The sequence below is a fragment of the Bradyrhizobium sp. 192 genome, assembly GCF_023100965.1.
In the GTDB taxonomy this organism is placed as follows: Bacteria; Pseudomonadota; Alphaproteobacteria; order Rhizobiales; family Xanthobacteraceae; genus Bradyrhizobium; species Bradyrhizobium symbiodeficiens.
The window spans coordinates 3,801,993-3,819,354 of record NZ_CP064690.1 but is presented as its reverse complement, the minus strand read 5'-3'; the positions used below and the strand labels follow the sequence as shown (position 1 = coordinate 3,819,354).

Below are 17,362 nucleotides of genomic sequence, written 5' to 3'. Positions count from 1 at the left end.
CATCCAGCCGCACCACGCGCTTTATCCGCGCCGGCTCAGTGCGCGACCTGCCGGTAGATCGCCGGCAGCGCCGCGGGCAACCGTTTGATGTTGCCGACGATGGCATAGCCGCCGCGGCCGAACAGGGTCGGGAAGTAGGATTGCGCGGTTGCGTCCACCGTGATGCCGAAGGCGGCGATGCCGAGCCGGCGCGCCTCTTGCACCGATTTGCGGGTGTCTTCGAGCGCGAAGCGGCCCTCGTAATGATCGACGTCGTTCGGCTTGCCGTCGGTGAGAACGAGCAACAGCTTCTTGCGCTGCGGCTGGTGGGCGAGCTCGGCCGCGGCGTGGCGCACCGCCGCGCCGATCCGCGTGTAATAGCCCGGCTTCAGCGCGCCGATGCGACGCTCGACTGTCGGGCTCATCCGCTCGCCGAAAGCCTTGACCGTCTCGAGCCGCACCCAGGACCGCCGGCGCGAGGTGAAGGTGAGGATGCTGTGGTGGTCGCCGCAAGCCGAAATCCCGTGGGCGAGCGCCAGCAGCGCCTCCTTCTCCACGTCGAGCACGCGGTAGCCGTCGACCCAGGCGTCCGTGGACAGCGAGACATCGACGAGCAGCGTGACCGCAAGATCGTGCCCTTGCGGGCGCATCGCGACATGGATGCGATCGAGATCACTGCTGCTGCCGGCGCGAAGATCGCAGCGCGCACGCACCAGCGCGTCGAGATCGAGATCGTGTCCGTCGACCTGGGCGCGCATCAATTCGTGGCGCGGCCGCAGCACCTCGAAGCGGCGGCGCACCTGGCGGATGTGCCGGCGCATGGCGTCGTCGGGCGTCCAGCTCTCACCTTGCTCGGAGGCCGCACCCGCCAGCACGCGGCAATGATCGGGCAGATAGGATCCGCTGCGGTAATCCCATTCGGGATAGGTGAGGTCCGCGTTCAGCCGCGATGCATCGAGGGCCTCCGGCGGCAGGTCGAGATCGAACTTGAACCGGCTCGCCGGCTTGCCGGTGCGGCGGCTGAGCGTGATCTCCTCGAGATCGTCGGCTGCCTTCTGCGCGTCCTCGTCCTCACTGTCGTCCGAGGGACGGTCGACGTTGACCATCTCGGCCATCGCGAGGATCTTTTCGAAGCGATTGAGCACGAAGGGATCGCGGCGATTGGCATTGTCCTCGCGCTCGCGCACAGCAAAGCGCTTGCGATTGTCCTGGGCCTCGGGCTCGGCGCACGGTGCGCATTCATCCTCGCCGGCATGCGCGGGCGAGAGCTCGCGCGTCCAGCAATCCCCCCAAAGCGGGCACGGTAGGATCGAATGATAGCCCGGCGGCGCCTTGTCCGGCAGCGGACCCGTCCCCATCATCGCCGGCCACAATGTGCCCGCAGGTGCCCTTCCGGCGCCGAGCAAGGCCAGCACGATCTGCTCGACCTCCTGCTCGATGCGCGGCAGGGGGCGACGAGGCCGGGCCTCGGCCGTTGCCGCGACGAGCTGGGCGTAATCGGCGACAAGGCCGGGAAATTGCGTGAGCACGAAGACCGCCGTCTCGCTCGCCCGGCGCAGGACCAGAAGATCCCGTCGCAGCGGATCGGCTTCCGCGATCGTCTCGATGGGCGCGGCCGCGAACCAGGCCGCAAGCCAGCGATAGAGCGCCGCATTCAACGCGCGGTCCGGAAAGATCGAGATGCGATCGGGGAGGAAGATGGCCGCAGCGTCACGGCCGGGCTGCTCCAATCGCTCGTCGCCGAGGCCGATGCGCTGGCGCCAGCCGAGACGGTGCCCCGATTTTCGCGCGCCTGCGCTTGCAATCTGCACCCCACGCTCACCGCCAAGCGCGCGGAACATCACCGCGAGCCGGCCCTTCACCTCGGTCAGTGCAACGGCGTGATCATCGTGAACCGGATAGCTCGCGGTCCCGCCGACCATCCGGTGCCAGGCGCGGCCGACCGTCTCCTCCAGTTCGAGAAAGTCGAGCATGGCCGTGGCCTCACCCGATGACGGCGCGTGCGACGTCCAGCAGGGCCGCCTTCACGTCGGAATCGTCGGTGAGCGGCTCGATCATGCCCGCCAGCACGGCATCGGCGATCGGCGTGCCCGCGGCGATCAAGGTCGCGCAATAAACCACGAGCCGGGTCGAGACGCCCTCCTCCAGGTCGTGACCCCGGAGCGCGCGCAGCCGGCCAGCCAGCCCCACCAGCGGCCGCACGCGCTCCGGCGACAGCCCGCTCTCGGCGGACACGACGGCGATCTCCTGCTCGGGCGGCAGGAAGCCGAATTCGATGGCGATGAAGCGTTGCCGCGTCGATGGCTTCAGCGCCTTCAGCAGCGTCTGGTAGCCGGGGTTGTACGAGACCACGAGCATGAAGCTGTTCGGCGCCACCAGCTCCTCGCCGGTCCGCTCCAGCGGCAGGATGCGGCGGTCGTCGGTCAGAGGATGCAGCACCACGGTGACGTCCTTGCGGGCCTCCACGACCTCGTCGAGATAGCAGATGCCGCCCTCGCGCACCGCGCGCGTCAGCGGACCATCGGTCCACACGGTGTCGCCGCCCCGGAGCAGATAGCGCCCGGTGAGATCGGCGGCGGTGAGATCGTCGTGACAGGCAACCGTGTGAAGCGGCAGGCCCAGCCGCGCCGCCATATGCGCGACGAAGCGCGTCTTGCCGCAGCCGGTCGGCCCCTTGAGCAGAACCGGCAGGTGACGTTGCCAGGCATGCTCGAAAAGCTCGCATTCGTTTCCGGATGGAACATAGGCCGGCAGCTCGGGCGCCGAGGTCACCGTATGAAGGGCAGCTTTCATGAGGTCTCTCCGGATTTTCCAGGAAGCAGGCGGCCGCGGCAAACCGCGGCCGCCCTTTCTCGTTTACTCGGCCGGCTGCAGCGCGGCGGGAATGATCGCCTGCTTCTCGCGGCCTGGCACCAGCACGGCCCAGACGAACATCAGCGCGGAGATCGCAACGAACACACCGGAGCCGAGTCGGACCCAGTAGAACATCGCGAGCTGGTCCTGCACGTCCATGTAGTTCTGGCCGAGCACGCGCTGGAGATGGACCTGGACCACGCCGGCGAAGGTCAGCGCGAAGGTCATGGTCATCATCGCCGTGCACATGATCCAGAAGCTCGTCATGGAGAGCCACTGGTTATAGGGCGCACGTCCCTTGAGCTGCGGGATCGCATAGGCCATCACCGACAGGTTCAGCATCACGTAGGCGCCGAAGAAGGCGAGATGGCCGTGCGCGGCAGTAACCTGGGTGCCGTGGGTGTAATAGTTCACGGAGGACAGCGTGTGCAGGAAGCCCCAGACGCCGGCGCCGAGGAACGCCATCACCGAGCAGCCGACCGACCACAACAGCGCAGCGCGGTTCGGATGCTTGCGGCCGGCCTTCCAGGTCATCTGCACCGTGAAGATCACCATGGTGAAGAATGGCGCAACCTCGAGCGTGGAGAACAGCGAGCCGATCCACTGCCAGTAACCGGGCGCGCCGATCCAGTAGAAATGGTGGCCGGTGCCGAGGATGCCCGAAAACAGGGCCAGGCCGATGATGACGTAGAGCCACTTCTCCACGACCTCACGATCGATGCCGTTGAGCTTGATCATGAGATAGGCGAGCACGGAGGCCATGATCAACTCCCAGACGCCTTCGACCCAGAGGTGGACGACGTACCACCAATACATCTTGTCGACGGCGAGGTTCGCCGGGTTGTAGAAGGCGAACAGGAAGAAGATCGCGACGCCCCACAGGCCGAACAACAGGATATTGGTGACCGTGGTCTTGCGGCCCTTCAGCGCCGTCATCGTGACGTTGAACAGGAACATCAGGCAGACGACGACGATGCCGACCTTGATGATGAAGGGCTGTTCGAGGAACTCGCGGCCCTCGTGATAGTGGAAGAGATAGCCGACCACGGCGACGCCGGCCGCGCCGAAGAACATCCAGAACTGGATCTTCGCCAGCAACGGGCTATAGAGTTCGGTCTCGGTCTCTTCCGGGAGAAGGAAGTAAGTCGCCCCCATGAAGCCGATCAGCGACCACACGATCAGCGCGTTGGTGTGGATCATCCTGACGATGTTGAACGGCAGGAGGGTCGACAGTGTGTTGGGCAGGACGTAGATCGTTCCGGCGAGAAGGCCGAACAGGACCTGGGCCATGAACAGGGTCAGCGCGCCGTAGAAATACAGCATCGCGACTTTCTGGGTTTGATATTTCATCTCGGGTTCTCTCTGTCTTGAAAGAGGAATGCGGCAGGCTCAGCCGGCCTTGTTCGGCGGCCAGCTCTGACGCTTGATCGTGCTGGTCCATTGCAGGAAATCGGCGAGATTGTTGAGTTCCTGGTCGGTCAGGTTGAACTGCGGCATCTGCCGCCGGCCCTCTGCGCCCGAGGGCTGCGATTGCATCCAGGCCTTCAGCGTCTCGCGTGCAGCGGCCGGATCCTCCTTGCCGCCCCAGCGATCCCAGACGTTGCCGACCTCAGGCGCGAAATAGGCGCCCTCGCCCAGCAGCGTGTGGCAGTTGATGCAGGAGTTCTTCTCCCAGACGTGCTTGCCCCGGGCGACCGCGGACGTCAGCGTCGTGGCGTCCGTGGACGTCGTGGCCATGTAATAATGGCTGTGCGCCGTCAACCCTATGAAAATGGCGAAGAAGAAGGCCGAGCCGCCGTAGAAGACGTTCCGAGCGGCCGACTTGGTCAGGCGTTCAGCCATTGCCAATCCTTTCCGTATGATTCCCGCGAAATAGCGATGCTGTGATTTATTGCCGAATGGCGCGGATCACTCTTTGTCGAGGCGCAAGGAGCGCGTCAGATCAGGGCTACGATGGCCGATGCGAGCCAGGCGAACAGCACCACGATGAAGACCCAGGCGCTGACGATGCCGCGCCAAAGTGCCGGTGCCGAGCGGAGATCGAGGAAATCGAGCACGATGCGGCGGCCCTTGACGGCGGCAAACGTCAGCAGCAAGGCATTGGCGAGCAAGGGGCGCGACACCAGCGGCGGGACCAGAATGGTCGCGAGCGCAAGACCGATCAACGTGATCCAGGCGACGTCGAGACGATCCGGAATCACGGGTGCACCAGATAAATGATCGGAAACATGACGATCCAGAGCAGGTCGACCATGTGCCAGAACGCGGTTCCGGTCTCGACTCCCGCCGCCCGGGCGCTCCGCGAAACTACGGCCAGGATCACGATGCCGAGGCCGACATGCAGGAGATGGAAGCCGGTGAGGAGGAAGTACAGCGTAAAGAACGGGCTAGTCTCCAGGCCGTTGCCCAACGCGATCTCGCCGGCATATTCGAACAGCTTGACCGCGATGAAGACACCGCCAAGGGCCATGGCGCCGAACAGCCAGCCGCGCGCACGTGCCCTTTCGCCCGCCCGTGCAGAGGCCGTCGCGCGTGCGGCGGCCCAACCGCTGGTCACGAGCACGATGGTGTTGATTCCGGCCAAGTGAGCATCAAGCGTGGCCTGGCCGGCGGCGAAGACCGCCGGTTGAAGCGCGCGCGCGACGACGAAGGCACCGAGGAACAAGCCGAACGCCGCGAGTTCGCTGAAGATCAGCACCCAGATCATGGGGTCGCCGGGAAGATCTTCCAGAATTCCCCAGCCGGTGCTCCGTCGTTCGCAATCCGTCGCCGACATCTGTCTTCCGCATCAAGTTCGCCGAACAGATATCCCACTTGTCCGGCCCCAACTTTGTCGCCGGACAAATAGTGCAACCAGTCGGAAGCGCGTTTGTGCTGTCGCAACGTTCGGCCCGGCCCACCGTCATAGGCTGGATGCATCCGGCGGTTCCGCAAGACGGCGAGCGATGCGATGAGCGATGCACAAATCGGGCTGATGACCGCGACACCGATCATCATCGTCTTCGCCATCGTGCTTCGGCGAATGGGGGTGCTGTCGACCGTGGCAACAATATCGGCGGTGAGCCTCTCCGTCGCGATCGCGACGGTGCTGTTCACGACGCAATCACCGCTGCCGTAGGGAAGGCAAAGCGGCCGCCACAGGCAGACGCGTGCCCACGTCTCGGTCCACGATCGCGGAAGCATGGTGGGCACGGCGCGTTGCGCCTTTGCCCACCCTACGAGACCGTCAATGCGGCTACCGCCGCTGGTTATACACGTCGATGCACACCGCTCCGAGCAGCACCAGACCCTTGATGACCTGCTGGTAGTCGATGCCGATGCCGAGGATGGACATGCCGTTGTTCATCACGCCCATGATCATGGCGCCGACCACGGCGCCACCGACGCGCCCGACCCCGCCATAGGCCGAGGCACCGCCGATAAAGCAGGCGGCGATGACGTCTAGCTCGAAACCGAGGCCGGCCTTCGGCGTCGCCGTGTTGAGGCGCGCCGCGAAGACGAGGCCGGCGAGCGCGGCGAGCACGCCCATGTTGACGAAGGTGAAGAAAGTCAGCCGCTCGGTCTTGATGCCCGACAGTTTTGCCGCCTTTGCATTGCCGCCGACAGCATAGACCTGCCGGCCAATCACGGTACGCCGGGTAACGAAGCCATAGAGTGCGATCAACGCGGTCATGATCACAAGCACGTTCGGCAGGCCGCGATGCGAAGCGATCAGATAGGTGAAATAGAGTACCGCACAGGCGAGCAAAACGCTCTTCCCCAGGAAGAACGCATACGGCTCGACCTCGATGCCGTGCAATTGCTCGCGCGAGCGGCCCTTGGCGCCGGCATAGACGAGGCCAAGCGCGAGCACGGCACCGATCAGCATCGAGGTCGGATGCAGCGTGCCGGCTTCGGGCAGCAGTTCCGGAATGAAGCCGGACGACAGCTTCTGGAAGGTCGCGGGGAACGGACCGAGTGACTGGCCCTGCAGCACCGCGAGCGCCAGGCCCTTGAACACCAGCATGCCCGCCAGCGTCACGATGAAAGACGGGATCTTGAAATAGGCCACCCAATAGCCCTGCGCCGCGCCGATCGCGGCGCCCAGCAGCAGGCAGGCGATGAAGGCGAGCGTGTAGTCGATCTTGTACGTCACCATTAGCACGGCGGCCACTGCACCGACGAAGCCCGCAACCGAACCGACCGAGAGGTCAATATGACCGGTCACGATCACCAACAGCATGCCCAGCGCCATGATGACGATGTAGCTGTTCTGGAGCACCAGGTTGGTCAGGTTCAGCGGCTGCAGCAGCGTGCCGCCGGTCATGACCTGGAAGAACAGCATGATCGCGATCAGCGACATCAGCATGCCGTAGTTGCGCAAATTGTTCTTGATGAAGCTGCCGTGCCGGCGCTCCTCGGGCAGCGATACGGTCTTGTCGGTCATGGCTGCGATCCTCCCATCTCCGCGGCCTCAGGCACGCCGTTTCCGTTGCTTCTTACATTGCGCATGATGGCGCGCATGATCTTTTCCTGCGTCGCGTCGGCGCCCTTGAACTCGCCGACGAAGGCGCCGTCGTTCATGACGCAGATGCGATCGCAGATGCCGAGCAGTTCGGGCATCTCCGAGGAGATCACCACGACGCCGCGGCCGGCTTCCGCCAGCTCGTTGATGATACAGTAAATCTCGTACTTGGCACCGACGTCGATGCCCCGCGTCGGCTCGTCCAGGATCAGCACCTTGGGGTCGGTCATCAGCCATTTCGACAGCACCACCTTCTGCTGGTTGCCGCCGGAGAGCTGGCCGGTCTCCTGGTAGACGTCGGAGCAGCGGATGCGCATGCGGGTGCGATAGTCGCTGGCGATCTTCAGTTCAGCGATGTCGTCGATCACGCGTTTAGGCGCGACCTGATCGAGGCTGGCCAGCGTGATGTTCTTGCGGACGTCGTCGGCCAGGATCAGGCCGAGTTGCTTGCGATCCTCGGTGACGTAGGCAAGGCCGGCGTCGATCGCCGCCGCAACGCTCGGGAGCACCATGTCTCTGCCCTCGAGCCGAATACTGCCGCTGATATTGGTGCCCCAGGAGCGGCCGAACAGGCTCATGGCGAATTCGGTGCGGCCAGCGCCCATCAGCCCGGCAATGCCGACGACCTCGCCGCGCCTGACGCCGAAATTGACGTTCTTGATCACCTGCCGCTCCGGATGGATGGGGTGATGGACCGACCAGTTCGCGACTTCGAGCACGGGCTCGCCGATCTTCACGCTGCGCTCCGGGAAACGGTGAGCCATATCGCGATTGACCATGCTGCGGATGATGCGGTCTTCCTGGATCGGCTCGGCGCGGCAATCTATGCTGTCGACGGTGCGGCCGTCGCGGAGCACGGTGATGTGGTCGGCGACCTTGGCGACCTCGTTGAGCTTGTGCGAGATCAGGATCGAGCCGATGCCCTGCTCGCGGAACGCCATCAGGCGTTCGAGCAGCGCGGCGCTGTCGGCCTCGTTGAGGCTCGCGGTCGGCTCGTCCAGGATCAGCATCCGCACCCGCTTCGAGAGCGCCTTGGCGATTTCGACCAGTTGCTGCTTGCCGACGCCGAGATCGGTGATCAGGGTGTCCGGGGATTCCTTCAGGCCGACCTGCGCCAGCAGCTCACGCGTGCGCCGGTAGACCTCGTCTCGGTCGATCACACCGAATTTTGAAGGCGGATGCGACAGGAAAATGTTTTCCGCGATCGACATCAGCGGGATCAGCGCCAGCTCCTGATGGATGATGATGATGCCGAGCGCCTCGGAATCGTTGATGTCGCGGAAGCGCCGCTCCGCGCCGTCGAAGACGATGGTGCCTTCGTAGCTGCCATGCGGATAGACCCCGCTGAGCACCTTCATCAGCGTCGACTTGCCGGCACCGTTCTCGCCGACGAGCGCGTGGATCTGCCCGGCGTGAACCGAGAAATTGACGTCGCGCAGCGCCTGGACGCCTGCAAAGCTCTTGCTGACGTTGCGCATCTCCAGCATGGCGGTCATCGTGTCAGACTCCAGGTCTCTTCGGCGTCGTCATGGCCGGGCTGATCCCGGCCATCCACGTGCCGCTGCCTGCAAGGAAGGACGTGGATGCCCGGGACAAGCCCGGGCATGACGAGTATGTGGACATCCGTTTCGTCCCATAAAGAGCTCCCCCTCCCCGCATTCGGGACAAGCAAAGAAAGAGCCTACTGGAACTGCGACTTCTTGTAGTAGCCGCTCTCGACCAGAACTTTCTCCCAATTGTCCTTGTAGACTACGACCGGCTTGAGCAAATAGGACGGCACGGTCTTGACGCCGTTCTCGTAGGTCTTGGTGTCGTTGACCGTGACCTGCTTGCCGGCAAGCGCGGCGTCGACCATGTCGGCGGTCACCTTGGCGAGGTCCCGGGTGTCCTTGAAGATGGTCGAGTATTGGTCGCCGCGCAGCATCGCCTTGATCGAGGGCACCTCGGCGTCCTGACCCGAAATGATCGGCATCGGCTGATCGGCGCTGCCATAGCCGACGCCCTTCAGCGAGGAGATGATGCCGATCGAGATGCCGTCATAGGGCGAGAGCACGGCGTTGATTTTCTTGTTGCCGTAGTAGGCGCTGAGCAGGTTGTCCATGCGGGCCTGGGCGGTGGCACCGTCCCAACGCAAGGTCGCGACCTTGTCCATGCCCATCTGGCCGGAGGCGACCACGAGCTTGCCGCTGTCGATATAGGGTTTCAGCACGCTCATGGCGCCGTTGTAGAAGAAGTAGGCGTTGTTGTCGTCGGGCGAGCCGCCGAACAGCTCGATGTTGAACGGGCCCTTGCCTTCCTTCAGACCGAGTCCCTTTTCGATCGATTGCGCCTGGAGCACACCGACCTGGAAATTGTCAAAGGTCGCGTAATAATCGACGTTCGGCGTGCCGCGGATCAGGCGGTCATAGGCGATCACGGTGATGCCTTTTGCCTTGGCTTGCTTGAGCACGTCGGACAGCGTGGTGCCGTCGATCGCGGCGATTACCAGCGCTTTGGCGCCCTTGGTCACCATGTTCTCGACCTGCGAGAGCTGGTTCGGGATGTCGTCCTCGGCATATTGCAGATCGGTGTTGTAGCCGCGCTCCTTCAGCACCTTGACCATGTTGTTGCCGTCGTCGATCCAGCGCGCCGAGGACTTGGTCGGCATGGCGATGCCGACGGTCGCCTTGTCCTGGGCAGAGGCGGTGAGGCCTGTGGCCATCGTCGCGGCGCCGGCCAGGGCCAGCGCGAGGAATGTCGTCTTCAGTTTCAGCATGTTTCACTCCCTTTGGTGTCAGATTGTTTCTTGCTGTCGTCGAGAACTTGGTCGTACACGGCTCTTGGGTCTCCTATGCGAGCTTGACGTCGGGCTCGGCGCGACCGCGGGCGGAGGCCTCCAATAGAAAGGTGTAACCGGCTTGCGGGTCGGCGGCGCGTGCCGCCGCGTCCATATCCTGCCACGCCGATGTGACGAGGAGGCGCGACAGATCGGGACCGACGAAAGCCGGACAGCTCGCCTGCTTGGCCGGCACGCCTAGCGAGCGCAGACGCTCGCCTTGCGGAGAGTAGACGTCGATGCGGCTCGCGCCCCAGCACGCGTTCCAGATGTTCCCGTCGGCGTCGCACACCGAACCGTCGAGGCCACCGATACCGCTGTGGCGCAGTAGAATCTCCGGCTCGCCGCGCGGCAGACCGGTCGCCGGATTGAGCGGCACGGCGTAGAGCACGGCGCGCGTGGTGTCGGTGAAATAACCTGTGCCGCCATCCGGCGAGAAGCAGATCGAATTGGGAATGCTGATGCCGGAAAACAGCGTCGAGATCGTGCCGCGATGGAGCGCGTAGATCGCCCCCGCCTTCAGCTCGGCTTTCTTGCCCATGGTCCCGATCCAGAACGTGCCGGACTGGTGCACGCGGCAATCATTGGAGCGCGTGTCGGGATTGTCCGCTTCGAGCGGAAGGAGCAGCGTCATCGCGCCGTCGGCGAGCGTGCGGATATAGAGCCCGTCCTCGGCAACGATCAACTGCCGTTCGGCATCGATGCGCCCAAGTGCGCTCGCCATCCGGCCGAGCGCGTGGACACGGATCGCACCACTGCCGAGTTGCGCCTCGAACAGCCGTCCCTCGCGGATGTCGAACCACCAGGCGGTATCGGTGGTCACGTCATAGGTCGGACCTTCGCCGAGATGGCAGGGATCGTTCGAGAGAATTGAGGTTGGGACCTGTTCCATCAGGGCGTCCTCGCTGCAAAGCGATAGACCGTGTGATGGCGATAGACCTGGCCGGGATCGAGGCGCGGGCTCGGGAAATCCGGCCGGTTCGGCGCGTCGGGCCAGATGTGCGGCTCAAGGCACATCGCGTCCGACTGCCGGATCAGCTTGCCGCCCTTCCCCGAGATCGTGCCGTCGAGATAATTGCCGGAATAGACTTGAAGACCGGGCTGGTCGGTCAACAGCTCCATGATCCGCCCGGAGCGCGGCGCCTCCAGCCGCGCCGCGAGCGCGAGCTTGCCGTCGCGGGCGAGGCAGTAGGTGTGGTCGTAACCCCTGCCGTTGCGCAACTGCTCATCGTTTTGCCGGATCCGTTCGCCAACCGGCCGAGGTTCGCGGAAGTCGAACGGCGTACCGGCAACGGGGCGCGGCGGCTCCGGCAGCGGAATGGCGGTGGGATCGATGGCGAGGAAATGCTCGGCGGCGACCATCAGTCTGTGATCGAGAATGGGCGTGCCTGATGTCGCGCCTTCCAGATTGAAGAAGCTGTGATTGGTCAGGTTGACGATGGTGGGACGGTCGGTCCGCGCCTCCATGGTCAGAGACAGCTCGGTCGGGCCGGTGACGCGATAGGTCAGGCGGACGTCGAGCTTGCCGGGATAATTCTCCTCGCCATGCGGGCTCGTGTAGGTGAGCGTCACCGCGGGCTGGGCGCCGTCGTCGATCTCCGCGATCTCCCAGAGCTTGCGATCAAATCCCTCGAGGCCGCCATGCAGCGCATTCGGACCGTTGTTGACGGGAAGCTGCACCGTCTCGCCATCGAGCGAAAACCGTCCTTTCGCGATGCGGTTGGCGTACCGGCCGACGGTGGCGCCCAAGAACTTTCGTTCCGCGAGATAGCCGGCGAACGCGTCATGCCCGAGCACGACGTCGTCGTGCCTGCCCTTCGCATCGGGCGCGATCAGCGCCTGCAACACCGCGCCATGGGTGATGATGCGCGCCTCGAAACCGCCCTCGCCGTGCAGCAGGATGCGCTCGACCTCGCGGCCGTCGGGCAGCGTTCCAAAAACGTCTTTCGTGATTTTTGATGCGGCCATGTCTAATCCACAAACGGTTCGACGACGGTGCGCCTGCCGAGCAAGAATGCGTCGGCGACGAGGCGAAGCGGCGCCAGATCAACGTCGCTTGCGCCGGTGGCCGCGAGCGCGACGAAGCGCCGGTAAAGCTCCCGATATTCCTCGTCGGGCGCCTCGGCAACGGTCTTGCCTTCGATCGCCATGTGCCTGCCGCCGCCGGACAGCGTCATCCGGCCCTGCTCGGTTTCGACGACGATATCCCAGCTCTGCGGCCCGGTCTGGCGGAAATCGAACTCGGCGGTGACAGGCAGGCCGTCGATGTCGGTCAGCGTCAGGCTCGCTGCGATCGGAGACTGGCAATTGGCGGGAAACGCCAGCTCGGCCGCGGTGACGAACACGGGCTTGGGCAGGATTTTGGTCAGGATCGACAGCGCGTTGATGCCGGGATCGAACACGCCGAGGCCGCCCGGTTCCCAGATCCAGCTCTGGCCGGGATGCCAGACGCGAACATCCTCCTTCCAGCTGATGTGCACCGATTTGATGCGTCGCGCCGCGAGCCATAGTCGCGCGGGCTCGACCGCCGGCGCATGACGCGAATGCCAGGTCGCAAACAGCGTTCGCTTTGCCTCTGCCGCCATCGCGATCAGCGGATCGAGCTCGGCAACACCGATGCCCGGCGGCTTCTCCAGCATGACATGCTTGCCGGCGGCGAGCGCCGCGGCGGCCTGGGCGCGCCTCACCTGCGGCGGCGTGCAGAGCGAAACCGCATCGATCGGCGGCCCCTTTTCCAGCAGTTCCTCGATGGTGGCGAAATGCGGCAGCCCCGGCAGCGAGGCGTTGCGGCTGGCAATTGCAGTCAGCGTCGCGCCCGGCACCGCGGCGATCGCACCGACATGCTGGTCGCGTGCGATCTTGCCGAAGCCGACGATGGCGATGCGAAGTTCGGTCACGATCGCTCTCCGGACTGCACGGATGGCAACGCCGCGGCCGGAACGGTCTCGATCACCGTACCATCGTGGCGGCGCATGCCGTTGTGAATGACATGGACCATCGCCTCTGAGGCGGCATCGGCATCGCCGGCCGCAATCGCATCGACGATCTTCTGGTGCCAGAGCAGCACCGTGTCGCGGTCTTCCAATTCGACCGGCGCACTCAGCAGGAACGAGGCGCGAAGCGCGGCCTCGATGACGTGGCCGATCGAGCGCATGAACAAATTGCCGGAGGCCCGCGCCACGGCGACGTGAAGCGCGAGGTCGGCATCGGCAAAGCCGACCGAGTCGGACCCTTCGAGTCGCATGCGCTCCATGCTGCGCCGAAGCTCGGTCAGATCCTCCTCCGACCGCTGCGCGGCCGCCAGCATCGCCGCGCGCGGCTCGACCGCGAGACGGATCTCGGCGAGGTCGTTGAGGAAACGCTTGTCGATGCCGGCATCCAGATGCCAGGCCAACACGTCCGCATCGAACATGTTCCAGGCGCCGCGCTCGCGCACGACGGTGCCGACCCGCGCCTTGGTGGTGAGCAGCCCCTTGGCGACCAGCGTCTTCACGCTCTCGCGCAGCACCGGCCGCGACACGCCGAACATCGCGATCATCTCGGCGTCACCCGGCAGGCGCGTGCCCTCCGCATATCTGCCCGCGATGATGTCGACGCCGATCGAGCGAGCCACCTCCGCATGGTTGGAGTGGGCCCGCCGCGTCGGGATGACGACAATGCGCGAGGTCATGAGGCAGCTCCCGCGCGCTTCGTCAACGGCCGGCGGGCCAGCGCGACCAGTCCCTGCTGCAAGGCAATGAAGGCGAACAGCAGGATTCCAGTCGCGATCTTGGTCCACCAGCTCGACAACGTGCCGTCGAAATTGATGTAGGTCTGGATCAGGCCCTGGATCAGCACGCCCAGGAAAGTTCCGATCACCGAACCCTGCCCGCCCGTAAGCAGCGTGCCGCCGATCACGACGGCGGCGATGGTGTCGAGTTCGACGCCGACGGCGGAGAGGGAATAGCCGGCGCTGGTGTAGAACGAGAAGACGATGCCGGCGATACCTGCGAGCAGACTCGACAGCATGTAGATCTTCACCGTCATCGTGCCGACGGCAACGCCCATCAGGCTCGCGGTCGCCCGGCTGCCGCCGAGCGCATAGACGTTGGCGCCGAACCGGGTGAGATGCAACAGCATGGCGCCGCCGGTCACGATCGCGAGCATGATGATCGCGATCGCCGTCAACCGTCCTCCACCGGGCAATCGCAAGGCAAAGTCCGACACGGTGGAATAGAACGGCGCGGTGATCGGTATGGATTCGGTAGAGAGCAGGAAGCTTGCCCCGCGGGCCAGGAACATGCCGGCGAGCGTCACGATGAACGGTGGCAGATCGAAGACATGGATCACCGCGCCCATCGCCGCACCGAAGGCCGCCGAGAGTGCGAGGACGGCGACGAAAGCAACCAGCGGCGGCATGCCCCAGCGCTCGATCGCGAGCGCAACGAAGACGGTGGTGAAGCCGATCACCGAGCCGACCGAGAGATCGATACCGCCGGAGATGATGACGAAGGTCATGCCGGCCGCGACAATGCCGAGGAAAGCGTTGTCGGTGAGGAGATTGCCGACGACGCGGGTCGAGGCGATGTTGGGAAACTGCACCGCGCAGGCTGCGAAGCCCGCGACGAGCACGATCGCCGTGATGAGGGCAGGCGGCAGGCCTCTCATGCCTTCGTCCTCCGCAGCCGCGCGGCGATGCCGGCAAAACCGGTCAGCTTCGGCGATTGCAACAACAGCACCGTGAGCACCACCACCGCTTTGACCAGCAGGTTGAATTCCGGCGGATAGCCGGACAAAAGGATGCCGGTGTTCATGGTCTGGATGATCAGCGCGCCGAGCACCGCGAGCACGAGGCTGAAGCGGCCGCCGAACAGCGAAGTGCCGCCGATCACAACGGCCAGGATCGCATCGAGCTCGAGCCAGAGGCCGGCATTGTTGGCGTCCGCCCCCATGATGTCGGCAGCCGCGATCACGCCGGCCAGCGCGGCGCAGACGCCGCACCAGACATAGACCGACAGGATCATCGCACGGGTGCCGACGCCGGCAAGCTCGCTCGCGCGCGCATTGCCGCCGGTCGCCTCGACCAGCAGCCCGAGCGCGGAGCCGCGCACCACCGCGCCGGTCAGGATGAGCATGCCGAGCGCAATCGCGACCGGCACGGGCACGCCGAGAATGGCACCGTTGCCGAGCCAGACCAGATCGGGCGACGAGAACGTCACGATGCGCCCCTCGGTGATCAGCTGGGCGATGCCGCGTCCCGCCACCATCAGGATCAACGTCGCCACGATCGGCTGCATGCCGAGCACCGCGACGAGGAAGCCGTTCCACAGGCCGCAAATCAAGCCCGCGCCGAGCGCTGCCGCCAGAACCACGGCCAGACTGTGAGTGTCGGCGAGGCTCGCCGCGATCGCGCCCGCGATTGCCATGATCGCACCGACCGACAGATCGATGCCGCGCGTCGCGATCACCAGCACCATGCCGAGCGAGAGCAGTGCCACTGGCGTGCCGCGATTGAGCACGTCGATCAGGCTGCCGAACAGACGGCCGTCCTGGAGCCGCAGGTCGAAGAATTGCGGCGACACCACGCGGTCGACCGCAAGGATGACGATCAATGCGAGGATCTGGGCGAGACCGCGGCGCGGCAACAGCGCTGTCATGCGTGGGCCTCATGTGCAACGCCGGCGCCGTCGGCGGCGATGGCCGCGAGAATGTTGCCGACATCGACCGCCTCGCCCGCGAGCTCCTCGACATGGGCGCGGTCGCGCAGCACCACGACGCGGTCGGAATAGGTCACGATCTCATCGAGCTCGGAGGAGATCACGAGCAGCGAGAGACCATCGTCGCAGAGCTCGCGGATCAGGCGGATGATCTCGGCATGCGCGCCGACGTCGATGCCGCGGGTCGGCTCGTCCAGCACGAGAAGCCGCGGCGAGGTCGCGAGCCAGCGCGCCAGCAGAACCTTCTGCTGGTTGCCGCCGGACAACAGGCCGACGGGGCGCTCGGCATCGGGCGGACGGATGTCGAGCATCTTGACGTAGCGGCGCGCGATCTCGTCCTGCTCGCGGCGTGACAGGGGGCGATGCAGGCCGCGCTTGGCCTGGAGCGCGAGCACGATGTTCTCGCGCACCGTAAGCTCGGCGACGATGCCGTCGGTCTTGCGCTCCTCCGGGCAATACCCGAAGCCGTGGCGGACGCCATCACGTGGCGACTGCAGCCGCACCGGCGAACCCTCCACCCTCGCCTTCCCGCCATCGGCGCGCTCGGCGCCGAACACCAGCCGCGCCGTCTCGCTGCGGCCCGAGCCGAGCAGGCCGGCAAGGCCCACGACCTCGCCATGGCGCAGCTCGAGATTGAACGGGGCGACATAGCCGGCCTTGCCGTAATTCTCGAAGCTCGCGCAGACCTCGCGCACTCTGTGCTCGCCCACCGATGCGCGCGCGCTGGTGGTCTCGGCCAATTCGCGGCCGAGCATCAGCCGGATCAGCTCGAGCCGCGGCAGCGAGGCGGTCTCGCGCTCCCCGACCAGGCGGCCGTTGCGCAGCACCGTGATGCGATCGGAGATCTCGTAGACCTGGTCGAGGAAATGGCTGACGAAGACGATGCCGATGCCGCGTTTCGCGAGCTGGCGCATGATACCGAACAGGATCTCGACCTCGTGACGGTCGAGGCTCGCGGTCGGCTCGTCTAGGATCAGCACGCGCGCGGAGAGATCCACCGCGCGGGCAATCGCCGTGACGTGCTGGACGGCCACCGAATAATTGCCGAGCGGCGCGGCGACGTCGATGTCGAGGCCGAAATCCGCGAGCAGCGCCTTGGCGCGACGGCGCATCTCGCCTTCGCGCACCATGCCGAAGCGCACCGGCTGGCGGTCGAGAAACAGGTTCTGCGCCACCGAGAGGTTCGGCAGCAGATTGACCTCCTGGTAGACGGTGGCGATGCCCGCAGCCACCGCCGCCTTCGCCGAACGCGGGGCGATCTCTTCACCGCCGATCCTGACGATGCCGGCACCGCGCGGAAATATGCCGGTGACGACCTTGATCAGCGTGGACTTGCCGGCGCCGTTCTCGCCGAGCAGCGCATGGATCTCGCCGGCGCGCAGCGTGAAGTCGACCTCCTGCAACGCGCGGACAGCGCCGAAGCTCTTGCTGATCCCGCGCACCTCGAGAAGGGGCAGAGCAGGATCGGGGCCGTTCTGCATGGCAAATTCACTCCCACGGGTGCCCGCCATCGAA

General features: G+C 65.3%; 17 protein-coding genes. 1 reads left to right on the top strand and 16 read right to left on the bottom strand.

Annotated features, from left to right (window positions below):
* Positions 1 to 35: 35 nt before the first annotated feature.
* The 6 genes from IVB24_RS17305 to IVB24_RS17280 all read right to left on the bottom strand — a co-directional run bounded on the left by IVB24_RS17305 (position 36) and on the right by IVB24_RS17280 (position 5,608).
* Positions 36 to 1,952: a VWA domain-containing protein gene (locus IVB24_RS17305; protein ID WP_247773871.1), complete on the bottom strand. Its 1,917-nt coding sequence runs from the start codon at positions 1,950 to 1,952 to the stop codon at positions 36 to 38.
* A gap of 10 nt (positions 1,953 to 1,962) precedes the next feature.
* Positions 1,963 to 2,772: a CbbQ/NirQ/NorQ/GpvN family protein gene (locus IVB24_RS17300; protein WP_094975003.1), complete on the bottom strand. Its 810-nt coding sequence runs from the start codon at positions 2,770 to 2,772 to the stop codon at positions 1,963 to 1,965.
* A gap of 63 nt (positions 2,773 to 2,835) precedes the next feature.
* A complete protein-coding gene (locus IVB24_RS17295) occupies positions 2,836 to 4,182 on the bottom strand; it encodes a cbb3-type cytochrome c oxidase subunit I (RefSeq protein WP_247773870.1) in 1,347 nt (448 codons plus the stop codon).
* 39 nt (positions 4,183 to 4,221) lie between these two features.
* Entirely contained in the window at positions 4,222 to 4,674 is a 453-nt protein-coding gene (locus tag IVB24_RS17290; RefSeq protein ID WP_247773869.1) for a cytochrome c, read from the bottom strand.
* Positions 4,675 to 4,769: 95 nt separating this feature from the next.
* On the bottom strand, positions 4,770 to 5,033 hold the full coding sequence (locus IVB24_RS17285) for a cytochrome C oxidase subunit IV family protein (RefSeq protein WP_247773867.1): 264 nt from the start codon (positions 5,031 to 5,033) through the stop codon (positions 4,770 to 4,772).
* The gene (locus IVB24_RS17280) at positions 5,030 to 5,608 is read right to left on the bottom strand and encodes a cytochrome c oxidase subunit 3 family protein (protein ID WP_247773865.1); all 579 of its coding nucleotides are present in this window, start codon (positions 5,606 to 5,608) and stop codon (positions 5,030 to 5,032) included. Before IVB24_RS17280 ends, IVB24_RS17285 begins: the two co-directional genes overlap by 4 nt.
* 174 nt (positions 5,609 to 5,782) lie before the next feature.
* Between IVB24_RS17280 and IVB24_RS17275 the strand changes: the two genes are divergently transcribed.
* A complete protein-coding gene (locus tag IVB24_RS17275) occupies positions 5,783 to 5,950 on the top strand; it encodes a hypothetical protein (protein ID WP_094975008.1) in 168 nt (55 codons plus the stop codon).
* 117 nt (positions 5,951 to 6,067) lie between these two features.
* Here IVB24_RS17275 and mmsB read toward each other — a convergent pair whose 3' ends face one another.
* The 10 genes from mmsB to IVB24_RS17225 form a co-directional block, all read right to left on the bottom strand.
* The gene (gene mmsB / locus IVB24_RS17270; RefSeq protein ID WP_247773863.1) at positions 6,068 to 7,258 is read right to left on the bottom strand and encodes a multiple monosaccharide ABC transporter permease; all 1,191 of its coding nucleotides are present in this window, start codon (positions 7,256 to 7,258) and stop codon (positions 6,068 to 6,070) included.
* Positions 7,255 to 8,832: a multiple monosaccharide ABC transporter ATP-binding protein gene (gene mmsA, locus IVB24_RS17265; RefSeq protein WP_247773861.1), complete on the bottom strand. Its 1,578-nt coding sequence runs from the start codon at positions 8,830 to 8,832 to the stop codon at positions 7,255 to 7,257. The genes mmsB and mmsA overlap by 4 nt, the downstream gene beginning before the upstream one ends.
* A 185-nt stretch (positions 8,833 to 9,017) precedes the next feature.
* Entirely contained in the window at positions 9,018 to 10,091 is a 1,074-nt protein-coding gene (chvE, locus tag IVB24_RS17260) for a multiple monosaccharide ABC transporter substrate-binding protein (protein WP_247773860.1), read from the bottom strand.
* 73 nt (positions 10,092 to 10,164) lie between these two features.
* Positions 10,165 to 11,043 carry an SMP-30/gluconolactonase/LRE family protein gene (locus IVB24_RS17255; RefSeq protein ID WP_247773859.1) on the bottom strand — a complete coding sequence of 293 codons (879 nt, stop codon included), beginning with the start codon at positions 11,041 to 11,043 and terminating at the stop codon, positions 10,165 to 10,167.
* Entirely contained in the window at positions 11,043 to 12,119 is a 1,077-nt protein-coding gene (locus tag IVB24_RS17250; protein WP_247773858.1) for an aldose epimerase family protein, read from the bottom strand. Before IVB24_RS17250 ends, IVB24_RS17255 begins: the two co-directional genes overlap by 1 nt.
* 2 nt (positions 12,120 to 12,121) lie before the next feature.
* Positions 12,122 to 13,048: a Gfo/Idh/MocA family oxidoreductase gene (locus tag IVB24_RS17245; protein WP_094975015.1), complete on the bottom strand. Its 927-nt coding sequence runs from the start codon at positions 13,046 to 13,048 to the stop codon at positions 12,122 to 12,124.
* Entirely contained in the window at positions 13,045 to 13,821 is a 777-nt protein-coding gene (locus IVB24_RS17240) for a FadR/GntR family transcriptional regulator (RefSeq protein ID WP_094975016.1), read from the bottom strand. Before IVB24_RS17240 ends, IVB24_RS17245 begins: the two co-directional genes overlap by 4 nt.
* Entirely contained in the window at positions 13,818 to 14,798 is a 981-nt protein-coding gene (gene yjfF / locus IVB24_RS17235; protein WP_247773857.1) for a galactofuranose ABC transporter, permease protein YjfF, read from the bottom strand. Before yjfF ends, IVB24_RS17240 begins: the two co-directional genes overlap by 4 nt.
* Positions 14,795 to 15,787 carry an ABC transporter permease gene (locus IVB24_RS17230; protein ID WP_106950211.1) on the bottom strand — a complete coding sequence of 331 codons (993 nt, stop codon included), beginning with the start codon at positions 15,785 to 15,787 and terminating at the stop codon, positions 14,795 to 14,797. The genes yjfF and IVB24_RS17230 overlap by 4 nt, the downstream gene beginning before the upstream one ends.
* Positions 15,784 to 17,328 carry a sugar ABC transporter ATP-binding protein gene (locus tag IVB24_RS17225; RefSeq protein ID WP_247773856.1) on the bottom strand — a complete coding sequence of 515 codons (1,545 nt, stop codon included), beginning with the start codon at positions 17,326 to 17,328 and terminating at the stop codon, positions 15,784 to 15,786. Before IVB24_RS17225 ends, IVB24_RS17230 begins: the two co-directional genes overlap by 4 nt.
* Between the last annotated feature and the right edge of the window lie 34 nt (positions 17,329 to 17,362).